We start from the raw sequence: 17,093 nt of genomic DNA, 5'->3' as shown, positions 1-17,093 counted from the left end.
GCCCGCTCCCCCTCGGGGTGCGGGCCCACACGTCTTCGGCGTCCGTGCCGCGCCCACTACAGCGGGCGGAGCACCGGTTCCTTCTGTACGGCCCCCAGCAGCCGGTCCAGGGCGAGTTCCACGTCTTCCTTCCAGGAGATCGTGGCCCGCAGCTCCAGCCGTAGCCGGGGAAAGCGAGGATGTGCCCGTACGGTCTTGAAGCCGACCGCCAGCAGATGGTCGGCCGGCAGCACGCACGCGGGCTCTTCCCACCGCGCGTCCGCGAACGCCTCGATGGCCTTCACCCCGCGCCGCATCAGGTCCTTGGCCACGGCCTGCACCATCACCCGGCCGAGCCCCTGCCCCTGGTAGCCGGGCATCAGCCAGGCCGTCATCAATTGCACGGCGTCCGCCCCCACCGGACTGGTGGGAAAGGCCAGCGACCGCGGCACGTACGCCGGCGGCGCATAGAGCACGAAGCCCACCGGCACCTCGTCCACATAGGCCACCCGGCCGCAGGACCCCCATTCCAGGAGCACTGCCGAGATCCACGCCTCCTTCTCGACCTCGGGCCGCCCGGCGCGCACCGCTGCTTCACCACTGACGGGGTCGAGTTCCCAGAAGACGCAGGCGCGGCAGCGCTTGGGGAGGTCGGTGAGGTTGTCCAGGGTGAGTGGTACGAGCCGACGCCCCATCTAGCCAGTTCCTCGCTTCCCTCACCGGCCGCCGTCGAGCGGCCGACAGTGCGCTGCGTTCCGCAAGGCCGTCCACGAGGTCTCCAGCGACCCGCGCCGCGGGTCAGCCGTCGCCCAACCGGTGCGGCTCACCCTGCCGGGAGCCGCCCTCCGCGCGGACGTGCCACTCGTACGCATCGTATCCACGAGCAGAATCCCCCGGTACCGACTCCCACGCAGCGAGCGGGCCGCACCCCGATACCGGAGCACGGCCCGCTCGTCAGGACGGCCTACTCGGCAGCCGTGTCGTCCTCGGTCGGCTGCTGCTCGGATGTCTCTTCCGCGGTGAGCCGGTTCTGCAACACCCGGCCCTCGCCCGGCGCCAGGGTGCCCAGGATGCGGTCCAGGTCGTCCATCGAGGCAAACTCGACGACGATCTTTCCCTTCTTCTGGCCCAGGTCGACCTTCACCCGCGTCTCGAAGCGGTCGGAGAGCCGGGAGGCCAGGTCCGTGAGCGCGGGCGAGACCCGGCCGCCGGCCCGCGGGCCCTTCGCCTTCTGCGTGCTGTTCGGCCGCGACCCCATCAGGGTCACGATCTCCTCCACCGCCCGCACCGAGAGCCCCTCCGCGACGATGCGGTGGGCCAGCCGGTCCTGCTCCTCCGAGTCGTCGACCGCGAGTAGCGCCCGGGCATGTCCGGCCGAGAGCACCCCGGCCGCCACCCGGCGCTGCACGGACGGCGACAGCCGCAGCAGCCGCAGCGTGTTGGAGACCTGTGGGCGGGAGCGCCCGATGCGGTCGGCCAACTCGTCGTGCGTGCAGTTGAAGTCCTTCAGCAACTGGTCGTACGCCGCGGCCTCTTCCAACGGGTTGAGCTGGGCGCGGTGCAGGTTCTCCAGCAGCGCGTCCAGCAGCATCTTCTCGTCGTCGGTGGCCCGGACGATCGCGGGAATCTGCTCCAGGCCCGCCTCGCGACAGGCCCGCCAGCGCCGTTCGCCCATGATGAGCTCGTAGCGCTCGGGGCCCAACTGACGGACGACGATCGGCTGGAGGAGCCCGACCTCCTGGATGGAGGTCACCAACTCGGCAAGGGCGTCCTCGTCGAAGACGCCGCGCGGCTGGCGGGGGTTGGGGGTGATGAAGTCCAGCGGCAGTTCGGCGAAGTGGGCGCCCAGGCCGCCATCGATCGACGCGGCCGATACGACGTCCTCGTGGAACACGCCCTCGGTTTCACGTGAAACGCTCGCTGGAGAGACCGTCTCGTCACGCGTCGAGCCGCCGGGAGGCAAGGTCGTGACCTTGGCCGCCGCAACGCCCCGCTCGGGCGAGAGCACGGGGACCGCCGTCGGCGAGGCCGCACCGGCGCCCACCGTCGGCGAAGCGCCGTCGGTGCCCTTCGGGGCAGCGGGAATCAGCGCGCCAAGTCCGCGGCCCAGCCCCCTCCGTCGCTCAGTCACTGCATCCCCTTCGACATATCGTGCTGCTCAAGCTGTGGATTCCCGTTGGACGTCGCGTGCGCATGGTGCCCGTCGTAGTAGACGCCGGCCCCGCGCAACGCGATCTCGCGGGCCGCCTCAAGGTAGGAGAGCGACCCGCTGGACCCCGGGTCGTAGGTGAGTACCGTCTGCCCGTAGCTCGGGGCCTCGGAGATCCGTACGGAGCGGGGGATGCTCGTACGCAGCACCTCGCTGCCGAAATGGCTGCGCACCTCGTCCGCCACCTGCGAAGCCAGCCGGGTACGGCCGTCGTACATCGTCAGCAGGATGGTCGAGACGTGGAGCTTGGGGTTCAGATGGCCGCGTACCAACTCGACGTTCCGCAGCAACTGGCCCAACCCCTCCAGCGCGTAGTACTCACACTGGATCGGGATGAGCACCTCGGCGCCGGCGACCAGCGCATTGACCGTCAGCAGGCCGAGCGAGGGCGGGCAGTCAATGAGGATGTAGTCCAGCGGCTGGTCGTACGCCTGGATGGCGCGCTCAAGGCGGCTCTCCCGGGCCACCAGGGAGACCAACTCGATCTCCGCACCAGCCAGGTCGATGGTGGCCGGCGCGCAGAACAACCCCTCCACGTCGGGCACCGGCTGCACGACGTCGGACAGCGGCTTGCTGTCGACCAGGACGTCGTAGATGGACGGCACCTCGGCGTGGTGGTCGATCCCCAGGGCGGTGGAGGCGTTCCCCTGCGGGTCCAGGTCGATCACCAGTACCCGGGCGCCATGGAGGGCCAGCGAAGCCGCCAGGTTGACGGTCGTCGTGGTCTTGCCCACGCCGCCCTTCTGGTTGGCCACCACCATGACTCGGGTCTGTTGGGGACGGGGGAGGCCCTCACCCGAGCGTCCCAGGGCCGCTACGGCAAGCTGTGCCGCTCGGCCGATGGGCGCCGGAGCTTCCCCCTCGTAGCCAGGGGAGCCGTCCATCGGAGGCGGCGTTTCACGTGAAACATCCTCCCCCGAGGCTGGATGCCCCGGGTGTACGCCCGGGGAGGGCTCAGCGGTACGGGGGCCGGGGACCGGTTCGGTCATCGGCCCCGCGATGTTGGCGTCGGACCGCAAGGATTCACTCTCCTCGACATCAGGCTCGCGATGGATAGAGCCTGTCATGCTTTCGGGGTTGTGAACCAGCGAGGCCCGTCCTCCTGTGGATAAATCAGCCCCCCGTCGGGCCCGGAGGTCGCGCGGTGTGGCAGCCGCACGGCCGCGGCTGATGATTCCATGCAGCAGAGAGCGACGTTTCACGTGAAACACGATGCACGGGGTCGTCCCGCGCACCACCCCGACACTCCGATATGCATAGTTTTGGCAGCTTGTATGGAGCACTGCCCGCTCTGCGCGGTGTGCTCCGTACGAGCTACCCAGCACGGCTCTCCACCGGGGGCGCGAACCGCTGCTCCCCTACGCCACAGGGGACCGCGGAATCGGGCGCCGGGCCCGTACCCCACTCAGCGGCGGCGGCGCGGCCCCTTCCGGGCGGCCTTCGCCCGCTTGGCGGCGAACCGCACTCCGCCGGGGCTCTCGCCCACCTCGACCCGCACCACCGTGGACGGCGGATCGACGATGCCCGCTCCCACCTGGAGCACCGAGGTCTCCACCACGCCGAGCTTGCTGAGGGCCGCCCGGGCGCTCTTCAGTTCCTCGGCCGCCGTGTCGCCCTTGAGCGCCAGCATCTCGCCGTACGGGCGGAGCAACGGCACGCCCCACCCCGCCAGTCGGTCCAGCGGCGCCACCGCACGCGCGGTCACCACGTGCACCGGCTGGAGCTTGCCCAGCACCTCTTCCGCCCGGCCGCGCACCACCGTGACGTGGTCCAGGCCCAGCAGCTCCACCATCTCCTGAAGGAAGTTGGTCCGGCGCAGCAGCGGCTCCAGCAGGGTGATCCGCAGGTCCGGGCGGGCCAGGGCGAGCGGGATGCCCGGCAGCCCGGCCCCCGAGCCCACATCGCAGACCGTGACGCCTTCGGGGACCGCCTCGGAGAGCACGGCACAGTTCAACAGGTGCCGCTCCCACAGCCGCGGCACCTCGCGCGGTCCGATCAGCCCGCGGGTGACCCCGACATCGGCCAACAGCTCGGCGTACCGCACGACCTCCGGAAAGCGGTCACCGAACACCTCTCGCGCCGCCTCCGGCGCTGGGGGAAGTTCCTCCGTTGCCTCCGCCACGAGGGACCGTCCTTCCTCTCGACATGCCGTTGCCCTAGCTGACAAACTCCGGCCCCGCCTGTGGACAGACGGGGCCGGACGTACGGTCTCCCTCTCAGGCGCCGGGCCCGGAGGGGGTGGAACAGATCACGCGGGAAGGACGACCACCCGACGCTCGGGCTCCTCGCCCTCAGACTCGCTCCGCAGGCCGGCCGCCGCCACCGCGTCGTGCACGACCTTGCGCTCGAAGGGGGTCATCGGGTCCAGCTTCACCGGCTGACCGCTGCCCTTGGCCTCCTCGGCGGCCTGGGTACCCAGCTCCGAGAGCTCGGTCCGCTTGCGCGCCCGGAAGCCCGCGATGTCCAGCATCAGCCGGCTGCGGTCGCCGGTCTCCCGGTGCACCGCGAGCCGGGTGAGCTCCTGTAGCGCTTCCAGCACCTCGCCGTCCCGGCCGACCAGCTTCTGTAGATCACGGCTGGTCGAGTCGCTGATGATCGACACCGCGGCGCGGTCCGCCTCGACATCCATGTCGATGTCGCCATCGAGGTCCGCGATGTCCAGCAGGCCCTCAAGGTAGTCGGCCGCGATCTCGCCTTCCTGCTCCAGGCGGGTCAGGGTGTCGACACCCTCGGCCGGGGTGGTGCCTTCGGTCACGGATGGACTCCTTCGTTACTTCTTGGACGGGTGCTTGGGGCCGCGCTGGCCCTTGCGCTGCCCGGACTTGGCGTTACGGGAGGAACCGGAGGCGGAGCTGCCGGTGGACTTGCCGGACTGGGCCCCCTTCTTCCCCTTCTCCAGCGAGGGCTTGCCGGACTGCGCGGGGGAGCCCTTCGCACCGCCGGCCTGCGCCGTGGCCCTGGCCCGACCCGCGCCCCGGGTGCTCGATGCCTGGCCGGGCTTGGCGTCCGTCGGCTCGTCCTTCGCGCCGCCCTGCGCCGTGCCCGCCGTCTTGGTGCCGCCCTGGGCCGCCCCGGACTGGCGCTGCGACTTGGACTGGCGCTTGGGCTGCGTGCGGTTGGCCCGGGCCGTCTCGACCGCCTGCCGCGCCTCGACGACCTCCGGGTCCTCCTTGAGCTTGCCCTTGGCCCGCAGTCGTTCCTGGCGCTTGGTGTAGGCGAGGCTGCCGGGGGTGGGGTTGCGGCGGATGATGTACATCTGCTGCCCCATGGTCCACACGTTGGTGGTCAGCCAGTAGACGAGGACACCGACGGGGAAGTTGATGCCGAAGACGGCGAACATGATCGGGAAGATGTACATCAGCATCTTCTGCTGCTGCATGAACGGCGTCTTGACCGTGAGGTCGACGTTCTTCGTCATGAGCTGACGCTGGGTGAAGAACTGCGACGCCGACATGAGGATGATCATGGTGATCGTGACGACGCGCACGTCGGTGAGCGAGGCCCCGAGCCCCTCGACCTTGGAGGCGCTGCTCATGAACTTCACGGACAGCGGGGCGCCGAAGATGTGCGCCTCACGGGCGCTGTCCACCAGGTCCTGGTTGATCGAGCCGACCGGGTGGTTGTTCGCGATCTTGTTGAGCACCTGGTAGAGCGCGATGAAGAACGGCGACTGCGCCAGGATGGGCAGACAGCTGGAGAGCGGGTTGGTGCCCGTCTCCTTGTACAGCTTCATCATCTCTTCGGACTGACGCTGCTTGTCGCTCTTGTAGCGCTCCTGGATCGCCTTCATCCGGGGCTGGAGCGCCTGCATGTTCCGCGTCGCCTTGATCTGCTTCACGAAGAGCGGGATCAGGCAGATGCGGATGAGCACCACCAGCGAGACGATCGACAGACCCCAAGCCCAGCCGCTGTTCTTGTCGAAGACGAGGCTGTACAGCGAGTGGAACTGGACGATGATCCAGGAAACGACTTCATAGAGAGGACCGAGGATCGTGTCCACGAATCAGGCTCCTTGGGCGTTGGGCTGAGTCTCGGGCTGGGCGGCGGCCTTGGCCGTGGTTCGTCCGCCGAGGCGGTCGCGTAGCCACTGGTGCCACACCGGTCGCTTCCGGGCGGGTACGTGGTCGACGCCTCCGTGCGACCACGGGTTGCAGCGCAGGATGCGCCAGGCCGTCAGCGCCGTGCCTTTCACCGCGCCGTGCACGTTGATGGCCGTGTAGCCGTAGTGCGAACACGACGGGTAGTACTTGCAGACCGGCCCCAGCATCGGGCTGATGGTCCACTGGTAGAGCTTGATCAACCACAGCAGCGGGTACTTCATCGCGGCACCCTCCCCTTGGTCTCTCCCCCGGGCTTCGCCGAGGGGGTCTCAGAGGAGGCCCCGCCCAGCAGCCGCCGTATCGCGGTGTCGAGGTCGTGGGCCAACTGATCGTGGCCCGCCTCGCCAGCGCCGGGCAGCGCCCGTACGACTACCAGGCTACCGGGGGGGAAGCGGTCGAGCCGATCGCGCACCAGGTGGCGCAGACGGCGCTGCACCAGGTTGCGGGTGACGGCGTTGCCGATCGCTTTGCTGACGACGAAACCCGCACGCACCGGGGGAACGATTTCCCCAGGTGGGTGCGGGTCCGAGGTGCGGCTTCGAAGGTGCACGACGAGGAGCGGGCGCCCGGCCCTGCGTCCTCGGCGTACCGCGGTCGCAAAGTCCTCGCGCCGCCTCAGCCGATGCTCGGAAGGCAGCACGTCATGACCTGTGCGGTCAGGCGGACAGGCGGGCGCGACCCTTGCCACGGCGGGACGCGAGAATCGCGCGGCCGGCACGGGTGCGCATACGCAGCCGGAAGCCGTGGGTCTTCGCGCGGCGGCGGTTGTTCGGCTGGAAGGTGCGCTTGCTCACTCGGGGGCTCCAGAAATGATTCGTGTGGTGGCGGGACATCGCCTGGCTGTCACCGTGCGCCCACGAGAAGCTCGCATACGCCCGAGTGCACCGCTTCTTCACCACGGTTCGTGGATGTATGCCCATCGGAGGCAGGCGGCAGCAGCCATCGACAACTCGACCTGGTCACGGTACGCGCGGCTACGCCATTCGGTCAAACCAGAGCGGGCGTACCACTCCGCGGCCACCGTATACCGGGTCGCCAGAACACGGGGCGACGGCGCATGGCACATTTGTACACACCCTGTGGACAACGACTTGAACCACCCGCGTCGGCCTGACTACCGTGGCGGAACTTCGAATCCTTCCCGCCCGTCCCAAGAACCACGCATTCGTGGGACCTGTCGGCGTCCCCCTCCGAGTGAGTGAGTGAGCGTGCCCTGTGGCTGACGTACCTGCTGATCTTGCCGCAGTGTGGCCACGCGTATTGGAGCAGCTACGGGGCGAGGGCAGAGGGCAGGGCGTCGAGGCGAAGGACGAGCACTGGATCAACCGCTGCCAGCCGCTGGCGCTGGTCGCCGACACCGCGCTGCTCGCGGTGCCCAACGAGTTCGCCAAGGGTGTGCTTGAGGGCCGGCTCGCGCCGCTGATCAGCGATGCGCTCAGCCGGGAGTGCGGGCGCCCGATCCGGATCGCGATCACCGTCGACGACTCGAAGAACGAACCCGTCGCACCCCAGCCCCAGGGCCCCCCGCAGCAGCACACGCCACCGCCGCACCCGTCGGCGCACGCCGGCCAGCAGTCCCGGTACGGAGACGCGCCGCGCGAGGGCTACGACGGGCGGGACGCCTACGAAGGACGCGACGCCAGGGAGGTGCGTTCCGGACGGGACGCGCGCGAGGGGTACGAAAGCGCCCGGGACGGCTACGAGCCGTACGACGGGCGGGACGCGTACGACCAGCGGGACGCCTACGAAGGACGCGAGGCGTACGAGGCGCGCGAGGCCCCCGGCGGCTACGACGGGCGCGACAGCCGGGAGTCGTACGACGGGCGGGAGGGTTACGGCCGCCCGGGTGACGAACTGCCCAGCGCCCGTCCCGCCTACCCCGACTACGCGCAGCAGCGCCCCGAGCCGGGCGCCTGGCCGCGGTCCGGCAGTGGCGCCGGGCCCGACGGGCGCGGCGACTACAACTGGCAGCAGCCCCGACTCGGCGGCTTCCCGGACTCCGACCCGTACGCACAACGCGGCCAGCACCCCCAGCACGCGCCGCCGGCCCACGGCGGCGGGCCCTACGACGGGCCGCGCCGCGACCCCGCCGACCCCTCGTCCGTGCTGCCCAGGCCGGGCCCCGGTGGTCCGGGCCCGGGGCCAGGGGGCGGCCCGACCGCGCCCACCGGTGCGCCGGGGCCGCTCGCCGCGCAGCCCGCGCCGGCCTCCGGCCCCGGCGAGCCGACCGCGCGACTGAACCCGAAGTACCTCTTCGACACCTTCGTCATCGGTGCCTCCAACCGCTTCGCGCACGCCGCCGCGGTGGCGGTGGCCGAGGCGCCGGCCAAGGCGTACAACCCGCTGTTCATCTACGGCGAGTCCGGGCTCGGCAAGACGCACCTGCTGCACGCCATCGGGCACTACGCGCGCAGCCTCTACCCGGGGACCCGGGTGCGGTACGTGAGCTCGGAGGAGTTCACCAACGAGTTCATCAACTCCATCCGCGACGGCAAGGCCGATGCCTTCCGCAAGCGGTACCGCGACATGGACATCCTGCTCGTGGACGACATCCAGTTCCTGGCGAGCAAGGAGTCGACGCAGGAGGAGTTCTTCCACACCTTCAACACGCTGCACAACGCCAACAAGCAGATCGTGCTCTCCTCGGACCGGCCGCCCAAGCAGTTGGTGACCCTTGAGGACCGGCTGCGCAACCGCTTCGAGTGGGGGCTGATCACCGATGTGCAGCCGCCCGAGTTGGAGACGCGGATCGCGATCCTGCGCAAGAAGGCGGTGCAGGAGCAGCTCAACGCGCCGCCCGAGGTGCTGGAGTTCATCGCCTCCCGCATCTCGCGCAACATCAGGGAGCTGGAGGGCGCGCTGATCCGGGTCACCGCGTTCGCCAGCCTCAATCGGCAGCCGGTGGACCTGGGGCTGACCGAGATCGTGCTGAAGGACCTGATCCCCGGCGGCGAGGACGCGGCGCCGGAGATCACGGCGACCGCGATCATGGCGGCGACCGCCGACTACTTCGGGCACACCGTCGACGACCTGTGCGGCGCGTCGCGCAGCCGGGTGCTGGTGACGGCGCGGCAGATCGCGATGTACCTCTGCCGCGAGCTGACGGACCTGTCGCTGCCGAAGATCGGCGCCCAGTTCGGCGGCCGTGACCACACGACGGTGATGCACGCCGACCGCAAGATCCGCGCGCTGATGGCCGAACGGCGCTCCATCTACAACCAGGTGACCGAGCTCACCAACCGCATCAAGAACGGCTGACGCCACCCCGCCCGCGAGTCGCCCGCGGGGCCGTCGTCCGGCGATCCACCGCCCTGGTTCCCGTCCCCGTTGCGGCAACCTCCTCGCGCGCGTGCTGGCCCCAGCCGTACGAGCCCGTCGGCCCCCGCGCCCTCGTACGGCGTCTCTTGCCATCCCGCGCGACCGTACGAGTCGCCGTCCGTGGCTGTGGCTGAGTGCGCGTCAGCGGCTGGGTACCTGTCGGCGGTACGCGCGCGAGCCCGCGCGGCCGTACGCGGCCGGGCTCCTTCGGGTCCGCCAACCGCCGGTTCGCCGGGGCCCGTTGGGCCGGCGGATGGCGTGGGCGGCGGGGCGAACGGGCCGGGCTGACGGGGCGGCGGGCGCCGGACCCGCCGTCGCTTTCCCCACCCTTGTGCACAGGTGTGTACGGCCGAAGCCGCCTTCGTCAGGCGCCCCTGGAGCGATCCTGGGGCGCCTTTCTGCGTTCACCGATCGGTCCGGAACGCGTCGGGGGACGGCTACGGGGTGGCTACGGCGAGGGCACTTCGGCGGCCAGCTTGTTCGAATTCGAGGGGGGACACGGGTCTTCTCCACAGATGTGCCCACTATTTTGCGTCCACAGGTTGGGGACGTCTGGACTATCCCAACTGTGTCCACAGGCACCCCGGGTGCGGGAGGATCTTCCGAGGTCAGAGGGGTGTGGATTTGTGGCCAACCACTATCCACAGGCTGTGGATGATTTTTTATCCACAGCCCCCTCCCCACGGTTGTCCACCGGCTACCCACAGCTCAGCGGCGCTTGTGCACAGCTTTTGGTGTCTTCTCCACACCGTTGTCCACTGTTCGGCAACATGACACCCGCTCTCACCGTCACGAGTGAAAGGCATCACATCAACCCCTCGGGTTGGGCTGTGCAGAACCTGGGTAAAACTGGGGACGCGGCTGGGGAGAACTAGCCCTCCCCTGTGTATCGGGTGTGCAGAACTTTCGGTGGTCCACAGCGACCCCTAGTTATCCACCGCCGTCGCCCACAGGGTCAGTGGACAAAAAATGCGCTGTGACCTGCGCAAAGGAAGTTATCCACGGTTTCCACAGGCCCTACTACTACGACCACACAGTTAGAGCGAGAAGTTCGTTTCGAAGTGGGGCCTGTGCACAACTTGGCTGCGGGTCGCTCGAACGCCTTCGTACGGACTTGACCCCGAGGCGCGCTCGCTGTCGGTGGCGTACGTCAGACTGGTCTCCGGCAATCAGCCGACGACGAAGGCCAGCAGGGCGAGTCAGCAACAGCAGGAGGCGGTTCCGGTGAAGATCCGGGTGGAGCGCGATGTACTCGCGGAGGCAGTGGCTTGGGCAGCCCGCAGCCTCCCGGCCCGTCCGCCCGTCCCCGTCCTCGCGGGCCTGCTGCTGAAGGCGGAGGAGGGCGCGCTGAGCCTCTCCGGCTTCGACTACGAGGTCTCCGCCCGCGTCTCCGTCGAGGCGGACGTGGAGGAGGACGGCACCGTCCTGGTCTCCGGCCGGCTGCTCGCCGACATCTGCCGGGCGCTGCCCAACCGGCCGGTGGAGATTTCCACAGACGGTGTACGGGTGACGGTCGTCTGTGGATCCTCCCGCTTCACCCTGCACACCCTGCCGGTGGAGGAGTACCCGGCGCTGCCGCAGATGCCCACCGCCACCGGCACCGTGCCCGGTGAGGTGTTCGCCGCCGCTGCCGCCCAGGTCGCCATCGCCGCCGGCCGTGACGACACGCTGCCGGTGCTCACCGGTGTGCGCATCGAGATCGAGGGCGACCACGTCACCCTCGCCTCCACCGACCGCTACCGCTTCGCGGTCCGCGAGTTCCTGTGGAAGCCGGAGGCGGCCGACGTGTCCGCGGTCGCGCTGGTGCCCGCCAAGACGCTCCTGGACACCGCCAAGTCGCTGACCAGCGGTGACACCGTGAGCATCGCGCTGGCCGGGTCGGGTGCGGGCGAGGGGCTGATCGGTTTCGAGGGCGCCGGGCGGCGGACCACCACCCGTCTCCTCGAAGGCGACCTGCCGAAGTACCGCACGCTCTTCCCGACGGAGTTCAACTCCATCGCCGTGATCGAGACCGCGCCGTTCGTCGAGGCCGTCAAGCGCGTGGCCCTGGTGGCGGAGCGGAACACCCCGGTCCGGCTGAGCTTCGAGCAGGGCGTGCTGATCCTGGAGGCCGGCTCCAGCGACGATGCACAGGCTGTGGAGCGGGTCGACGCGCAGCTCGACGGCGACGACATCTCGATCGCCTTCAACCCGACCTTCCTGCTGGACGGGCTCAGCGCCATCGACTCGCCGGTGGCCCAGCTCTCCTTCACCACCTCGACCAAGCCCGCCCTGCTGAGCGGCAAGCCCGCGGTCGACGCGGAGGCGGACGAGGCGTACAAGTACCTGATCATGCCGGTGCGGCTGTCGGGCTGAGGCGCGGAGAGGCCGGGCCGTGGCAGCGTCCACGGCCCACCGCGCGGATCGCGTCAGGGTGGCTCAGAGTGAGCACAGTGGGCGCCGTTTCCACCGGGCAAAGCGTGAGGTTCCGGAGTGTGCCGGACATCCCGTATGAGCGGTGGAGCCCACAGTCGTGCACACGGCCGCCGGCGTAGGCTCGGCTGCGTTACCCAACGCACTCACTCCGGCAAGAAGGATTAGTGATGGAGCTCGGTCTCGTCGGTCTTGGCAAGATGGGCGGCAACATGCGCGAGCGCATCCGCCGTGCAGGCCACACCGTCATCGGATACGACCGCAACCCGGATCTCGCCGACGTGGCGAGCTTGGAAGAACTGGTCGGCCAGCTTCAGGGGCCGCGCGTGGTGTGGGTCATGGTCCCCGCCGGGGCACCCACCCAGTCCACGATCGACGAGCTCGGGGCGCTCCTGTCGCCCGGCGACGTCGTGGTCGACGGCGGCAACTCGCGCTGGACGGACGACGAGAAGCACGCCGCCGAGCTCGCCGAGAAGGGCATCGGCTTCGTGGACTGCGGTGTCTCCGGCGGCGTGTGGGGCCTGGAGAACGGCTACGCGCTGATGTACGGCGGCGCCGAAGAACACGTCGCCAAGGTGCAGCCGATCTTCGACGCGCTGAAGCCGGCGGGCGAATTCGGCTCGGTGCACGCGGGCAAGGTCGGCGCCGGCCACTTCGCCAAGATGGTGCACAACGGCATCGAGTACGCCATGATGCAGGCCTTCGCCGAGGGCTGGGAGCTGCTGGAGGCGGTGGACTCGGTCACCGACGTCCGCGAGGTCTTCCGTAGCTGGCAGGAGGGCACGGTCATCCGGTCCTGGCTGCTTGACCTGGCCGTTCGGGCGCTGGACGACGATGAGCACCTGGAGAAGCTGCGCGGTTTCGCGCAGGACTCCGGCGAGGGCCGGTGGACCGTCGAGGCGGCCATCGACCACGCGGTGCCGCTGCCCGCGATCACCGCCTCGCTGTTCGCCCGCTTCAGCTCGCGGCAGGACGACTCGCCGTCGATGAAGATGATCGCCGCGCTCCGCAACCAGTTCGGCGGCCACGCGGTGACGAGCAGCACGGACAAGTGATCGCGGGCCCTTCCGCGCCCGCGTCACAGCACGCGTAACAGCACGAGTCATCGCAGGTCGTGCGGTCCCCGGTGGGCCGCACCCAACGCAGGAACGACGGGGGAGGTCGATACGGGAGCCATGCACGTCTCGCATCTGTCACTCGCCGACTTCCGCTCGTACGCCCGGGTCGAGGTGCCGCTCGACCCGGGCGTCTCCGCCTTCGTGGGGCCCAACGGGCAGGGCAAGACCAATCTGGTCGAGGCCGTCGGCTACCTCGCGACGCTCGCCAGCCACCGGGTCTCCACGGACGCCCCGCTGGTGCGGATGGGCGCCGAGCGGGCGATCGTCCGGGCCGCCGTGGTGCAGGGCGACCGGCAGCAGCTCATCGAGCTCGAACTGAACCCGGGCAAGGCCAACCGCGCCAGGATCAACCGATCGTCGCAGGTCAGACCGCGTGACGTGATCGGCATCGTACGGACCGTGCTGTTCGCCCCAGAAGACCTGGCGCTGGTCAAGGGCGACCCCGGCGAGCGGCGGCGGCTGCTCGACGAGCTGGTCACGGCCAGGTCGCCGCGGATGGCCGGGGTGCGCTCGGACTACGACCGGGTGCTCAAGCAGCGCAACACGCTGTTGAAGACGGCGGCCATGGCCCGCCGGCACGGCGGCCGGCAGCTCGACCTGTCGACGCTGGACGTCTGGGACCAGCACCTGGCCCAGGCCGGTTCGGAGCTGCTGGCCCGCAGGCTCGACCTGGTGGCCGCGCTGCACCCGCTGGCCGACAAGGCGTACGAGCAGCTCGCCCCGGGGGGCGGGCCGGTCGGTCTGGAGTACCGCAGCTCGATCGGCGAGGCGGCCGGAGCGGCGGGGCTGCACGCCGGAACGGACCGCTCCGAGCTGTCCGGGCTGCTGCTCGCGGCGCTCGGCGAGGCCCGCAAGCGGGAGATCGAGCGCGGCGTCACGCTGGTCGGCCCGCACCGCGACGACCTGCTGCTCAAGCTGGGTGACCTGCCCGCGAAGGGGTACGCGAGCCACGGCGAGTCCTGGTCGTACGCGCTGGCGCTGCGGCTCGCCTCCTACGACCTGCTGCGCGCCGAGGGCAACGAGCCGGTCCTGGTGCTCGACGACGTCTTCGCCGAACTCGACGCGCGCCGCCGTGAGCGGCTCGCGGAACTGGTCGCTCCGGGGGAGCAGGTGCTGGTGACGGCCGCGGTGGACGATGACGTTCCGGGGGCGCTCGCGGGCGCGCGGTACGCGGTCTCGGAAGGTGTGGTGGAACGCGTATGACCTGGTCGGTGAGTGGCCCCGGGCGGGATGCCGAGGGTGTGCGCGGGACGGAAGCGGGCCGGGATGCCGGGCGCCCCGCCGCGGCGGAGCGCCCGGCCGCGGCCGGTGCGTCGGCCGAGCCGACTGGTGTCGACCTGGCCCGGGTGGCGCTGCGCGCGGCGAAGGAGCGGGCCCGGGCGCACGGTGCCGCGGTGCAGCAGAAGAAGCAGGCGCGGCGGGGCGGCCTGCGCTCCGGCGCGCGGGCGGACGGCCGCGATCCGCTGCCGCTCGGCGCCGCCATCAACAGGCTGATCACCGAGCGCGGTTGGGAGGCCCCGGCCGCGGTCGGCGGCGTGATGGGCCGCTGGCCGCAACTGGTGGGGCCCGAGGTGGCCCAGCACTGCGAGCCGCAGCGGTACGACGAGGACGCCCGGGTGTTGACCGTGTGCTGCGACTCGACCGCCTGGGCCACTCAACTCCGGCTTCTCGCACCGCAGTTGGTGGCCCGACTCAATGCGGATCTGGGCCAGGGGACCGTCCGACTGCTGAAGGTCCTCGGACCGGGCGGCCCGAGCCGGCGGTACGGGCCGCTGCGCGCGCCGGGCAGCCGCGGCCCGGGCGACACGTACGGCTGAGCTGGCGCGGCTGCGGCGGGCGTACGGGCGATGGCCGGCGCCGGCGTGCGGTGTGTGGTGTGCGCCGGCGTGCGGGGCTGGTGCCGGTTTCGGTGCCGGCTGATGGGGTCGGCGGCCGTACGGGGCGTTGGCTGTTGGGTCGGCCGGGGCGGCTGGTGCCGATGGTATGAGGCATCAACTCCGCTTGCCCGCCGGGGTGTTGGGGCGCGGCAGGTTGCTTTGCGTGCCGGTTCGGTGGCCTTGTTCTCCGTCGCATCCTGGTGCCCCCGTGTGCTGCCTGCTCTCTGGTACGCGGATGCTCGTACGTGGGTGCTCGTACGCGGATGGGGGCCCGGCCCGGGGGCAACTCCGCTGCGCGCCGGCCCGCTTGGCGTTCTCGCGTACCTGCTCCGCCTCTCTCCCCTCCCGGCCCCGCGCCTCCCTGTCCGCTCCCGGTGCCCCCTTACCCCCCGCGTCCCGCGGCGTTTCGCAGCGCTCCCCGGCCGGGTGTGCCGAGGAAGGTGCGACGGCGGAATTCAGCCGTGCGGGGCGGGGCGGGTGGGAAGGACCGGGGGCCCCGCGGTGGGGCGGGCGGGGTGACGCGGTGTCGGGGGCCTGTGCGCTCCCCATGTGTTGTTGGCATATTTCTGCGACCTGCGGTGATGCGTTCGCCGGCGGTGCGCGGCGCGGCGATGGGCGTACGCGGTGGGCGCGGGGAGTGGGGCGGCGTTCCGCCGGCGGGCGCGTACCCCCGTCCTCGGCGGGGCCTCGTGCTCCCCTCATACGGCGCTGGTGCGGTGCTGGGACGGGCGAGAGGGGTGAGACGACGGTCACATTGCCGGTCGTTGTTGGGTCGAAGCGCTGAGTGCCTGTGTGAGCCTCTTGGAGGCCCGGACCAGATATGGGGAGTAGGAAGGTGGAGGTTCAGGGCGGCAGTCGCCGACTCAGACGCCCGCAAGCCCCAATTCTGTCAGTGCTTACCGGTAGACTGAAGTACACCGTCGCCGCTTGCGCACACGGTGGTTCACGTGTGTGCGGGGCATTCGAAAGACAAGGCCGGTCCTCCGTACCAGGGGTTCGGCTCTGCTGTGCCAGAAAGGGCGCTTCGTGGCCGATTCCGGCAACCCCAACGAGAAGATCACCGCTTCCCCGAACGCGGAGGACGCCGCCGTACAGGACCCCGTCGGAGCCGAGGCGACGTCCTCGTACGACGCGAGTGCGATCACGGTCCTTGAGGGCCTGGACGCGGTCCGCAAGCGGCCCGGCATGTACATCGGGTCCACCGGTGAGCGCGGTCTGCACCACCTGGTCCAGGAGGTCGTGGACAACGCCGTTGACGAGGCGCTGGCCGGACACGCGGACACGATCGACGTGACGATCCTGCCCGACGGTGGCGTGCGCGTCATCGACAACGGGCGCGGCATCCCCGTCGACCTGCACCCGGTGGAGAAGAAGCCGGCCGTCGAGGTCGTGCTGACCGTGCTGCACGCGGGCGGCAAGTTCGGCGGCGGTGGCTACGCCGTCTCCGGTGGTCTGCACGGCGTGGGCGTCTCCGTCGTCAACGCGCTCTCGACGAAGGTCGCCGTCGAGGTCAAGCGGGATGGTTTCCGCTGGACGCAGGATTACAAGCTGGGCGTTCCGACCGCCCCGCTGGCCAAGAACGAGGCGGTGCAGGAGACCGGCACCACGGTCACCTTCTGGGCCGACCCGGACGTCTTCGAGACGACGGAGTACTCGTTCGAGACGCTGGCCCGCCGGTTCCAGGAGATGGCGTTCCTCAACAAGGGACTGACCATCGCCCTCACCGACGAGCGCGCGGCGCACGTGGACGAGGAGGGCAAGCCGCTCTCGGCGCGGTACTACTACGAGGGCGGCATCGTCGACTTCGTGAAGTACCTCAACTCCCGCAAGGGCGAGCTGGTGCACCCCACGGTGATCGACATCGAGGCGGAGGACAAGGAGCGGCTGCTCTCCGTCGAGGTCGCGATGCAGTGGAACACCCAGTACACCGAGGGTGTCTACTCCTTCGCGAACACCATCCACACCCATGAGGGCGGCACCCACGAGGAGGGCTTCCGCGCGGCGCTCACGTACTTGATCAACAAGTACGCGCGGGAGAAGAAGCTGCTGCGCGAGAAGGACGACAACCTCACGGGTGAGG

General features: G+C 70.2%; 15 protein-coding genes. 6 read left to right on the top strand and 9 right to left on the bottom strand.

Annotated elements, in window-relative coordinates:
- Positions 1-56: 56 nt before the first annotated feature.
- The 9 genes from ACMA1D_RS22915 to rpmH all read right to left on the bottom strand — a co-directional run bounded on the left by ACMA1D_RS22915 (position 57) and on the right by rpmH (position 7,082).
- Entirely contained in the window at positions 57-674 is a 618-nt protein-coding gene (locus tag ACMA1D_RS22915; RefSeq protein WP_414725887.1) for a GNAT family N-acetyltransferase, read from the bottom strand.
- 269 nt (positions 675-943) lie between these two features.
- Entirely contained in the window at positions 944-2,110 is a 1,167-nt protein-coding gene (locus ACMA1D_RS22910) for a ParB/RepB/Spo0J family partition protein (RefSeq protein WP_414725886.1), read from the bottom strand.
- Positions 2,107-3,255: a ParA family protein gene (locus ACMA1D_RS22905; RefSeq protein ID WP_349989846.1), complete on the bottom strand. Its 1,149-nt coding sequence runs from the start codon at positions 3,253-3,255 to the stop codon at positions 2,107-2,109. Before ACMA1D_RS22905 ends, ACMA1D_RS22910 begins: the two co-directional genes overlap by 4 nt.
- A 338-nt stretch (positions 3,256-3,593) precedes the next feature.
- Positions 3,594-4,310 (bottom strand): 16S rRNA (guanine(527)-N(7))-methyltransferase RsmG, encoded by a 717-nt coding sequence (gene rsmG / locus ACMA1D_RS22900; RefSeq protein ID WP_349989845.1) that lies wholly within the window; start codon positions 4,308-4,310, stop codon positions 3,594-3,596.
- Positions 4,311-4,436: 126 nt separating this feature from the next.
- Positions 4,437-4,943 carry a protein jag gene (locus tag ACMA1D_RS22895; protein WP_414725885.1) on the bottom strand — a complete coding sequence of 169 codons (507 nt, stop codon included), beginning with the start codon at positions 4,941-4,943 and terminating at the stop codon, positions 4,437-4,439.
- A gap of 15 nt (positions 4,944-4,958) precedes the next feature.
- Positions 4,959-6,188, bottom strand: a complete 1,230-nt coding sequence (gene yidC / locus ACMA1D_RS22890) for a membrane protein insertase YidC (protein WP_414725884.1) — start codon at positions 6,186-6,188, stop codon at positions 4,959-4,961.
- 3 nt (positions 6,189-6,191) lie between these two features.
- Complete coding sequence (gene yidD, locus ACMA1D_RS22885) at positions 6,192-6,509, bottom strand: membrane protein insertion efficiency factor YidD (RefSeq protein ID WP_414725883.1); 318 nt, start codon at positions 6,507-6,509, stop codon at positions 6,192-6,194.
- The gene (gene rnpA, locus ACMA1D_RS22880; RefSeq protein ID WP_349989841.1) at positions 6,506-6,928 is read right to left on the bottom strand and encodes a ribonuclease P protein component; all 423 of its coding nucleotides are present in this window, start codon (positions 6,926-6,928) and stop codon (positions 6,506-6,508) included. The genes yidD and rnpA overlap by 4 nt, the downstream gene beginning before the upstream one ends.
- A gap of 16 nt (positions 6,929-6,944) precedes the next feature.
- Positions 6,945-7,082, bottom strand: coding sequence for a 50S ribosomal protein L34 (gene rpmH, locus ACMA1D_RS22875; protein WP_003949374.1), 138 nt, complete (start codon positions 7,080-7,082; stop codon positions 6,945-6,947).
- 421 nt (positions 7,083-7,503) lie between these two features.
- Here rpmH and dnaA point away from each other — a divergent pair, with 421 nt between their 5' ends.
- The 6 genes from dnaA to ACMA1D_RS22845 all read left to right on the top strand — a co-directional run.
- A complete protein-coding gene (dnaA, locus tag ACMA1D_RS22870) occupies positions 7,504-9,546 on the top strand; it encodes a chromosomal replication initiator protein DnaA (RefSeq protein WP_414725882.1) in 2,043 nt (680 codons plus the stop codon).
- A gap of 1,284 nt (positions 9,547-10,830) precedes the next feature.
- Positions 10,831-11,961: a DNA polymerase III subunit beta gene (dnaN, locus tag ACMA1D_RS22865; protein ID WP_414725932.1), complete on the top strand. Its 1,131-nt coding sequence runs from the start codon at positions 10,831-10,833 to the stop codon at positions 11,959-11,961.
- A 227-nt stretch (positions 11,962-12,188) separates the two neighbouring features.
- On the top strand, positions 12,189-13,073 hold the full coding sequence (gene gnd / locus ACMA1D_RS22860) for a phosphogluconate dehydrogenase (NAD(+)-dependent, decarboxylating) (protein ID WP_414725881.1): 885 nt from the start codon (positions 12,189-12,191) through the stop codon (positions 13,071-13,073).
- A 120-nt stretch (positions 13,074-13,193) separates the two neighbouring features.
- Positions 13,194-14,339: a DNA replication/repair protein RecF gene (gene recF, locus ACMA1D_RS22855; RefSeq protein WP_414725880.1), complete on the top strand. Its 1,146-nt coding sequence runs from the start codon at positions 13,194-13,196 to the stop codon at positions 14,337-14,339.
- A complete protein-coding gene (locus ACMA1D_RS22850) occupies positions 14,336-14,953 on the top strand; it encodes a DUF721 domain-containing protein (RefSeq protein ID WP_414725879.1) in 618 nt (205 codons plus the stop codon). The genes recF and ACMA1D_RS22850 overlap by 4 nt, the downstream gene beginning before the upstream one ends.
- A gap of 1,062 nt (positions 14,954-16,015) precedes the next feature.
- On the top strand, positions 16,016-17,093 hold a 1,078-nt coding region (locus tag ACMA1D_RS22845), incomplete at its 3' end, for an ATP-binding protein (protein WP_414725931.1).

The organism is Streptomyces sp. 796.1, from assembly GCF_047525675.1.
GTDB lineage: Bacteria > Actinomycetota > Actinomycetes > Streptomycetales > Streptomycetaceae > Streptomyces.
This window is presented reverse-complemented; position numbering and strand designations above follow the sequence as displayed.

Coding starts and splice junctions, on each gene's coding strand:
- ACMA1D_RS22915 (WP_414725887.1), bottom strand. CDS start 674: ATGGGGCGTCGGCTCGTACCACTCACCCTGGACAACCTCACCGACCTC.
- ACMA1D_RS22905 (WP_349989846.1), bottom strand. CDS start 3,255: ATGACAGGCTCTATCCATCGCGAGCCTGATGTCGAGGAGAGTGAATCC.
- yidD (WP_414725883.1), bottom strand. CDS start 6,509: ATGAAGTACCCGCTGCTGTGGTTGATCAAGCTCTACCAGTGGACCATC.
- gnd (WP_414725881.1), top strand. CDS start 12,189: ATGGAGCTCGGTCTCGTCGGTCTTGGCAAGATGGGCGGCAACATGCGC.
- recF (WP_414725880.1), top strand. CDS start 13,194: ATGCACGTCTCGCATCTGTCACTCGCCGACTTCCGCTCGTACGCCCGG.
- ACMA1D_RS22850 (WP_414725879.1), top strand. CDS start 14,336: ATGACCTGGTCGGTGAGTGGCCCCGGGCGGGATGCCGAGGGTGTGCGC.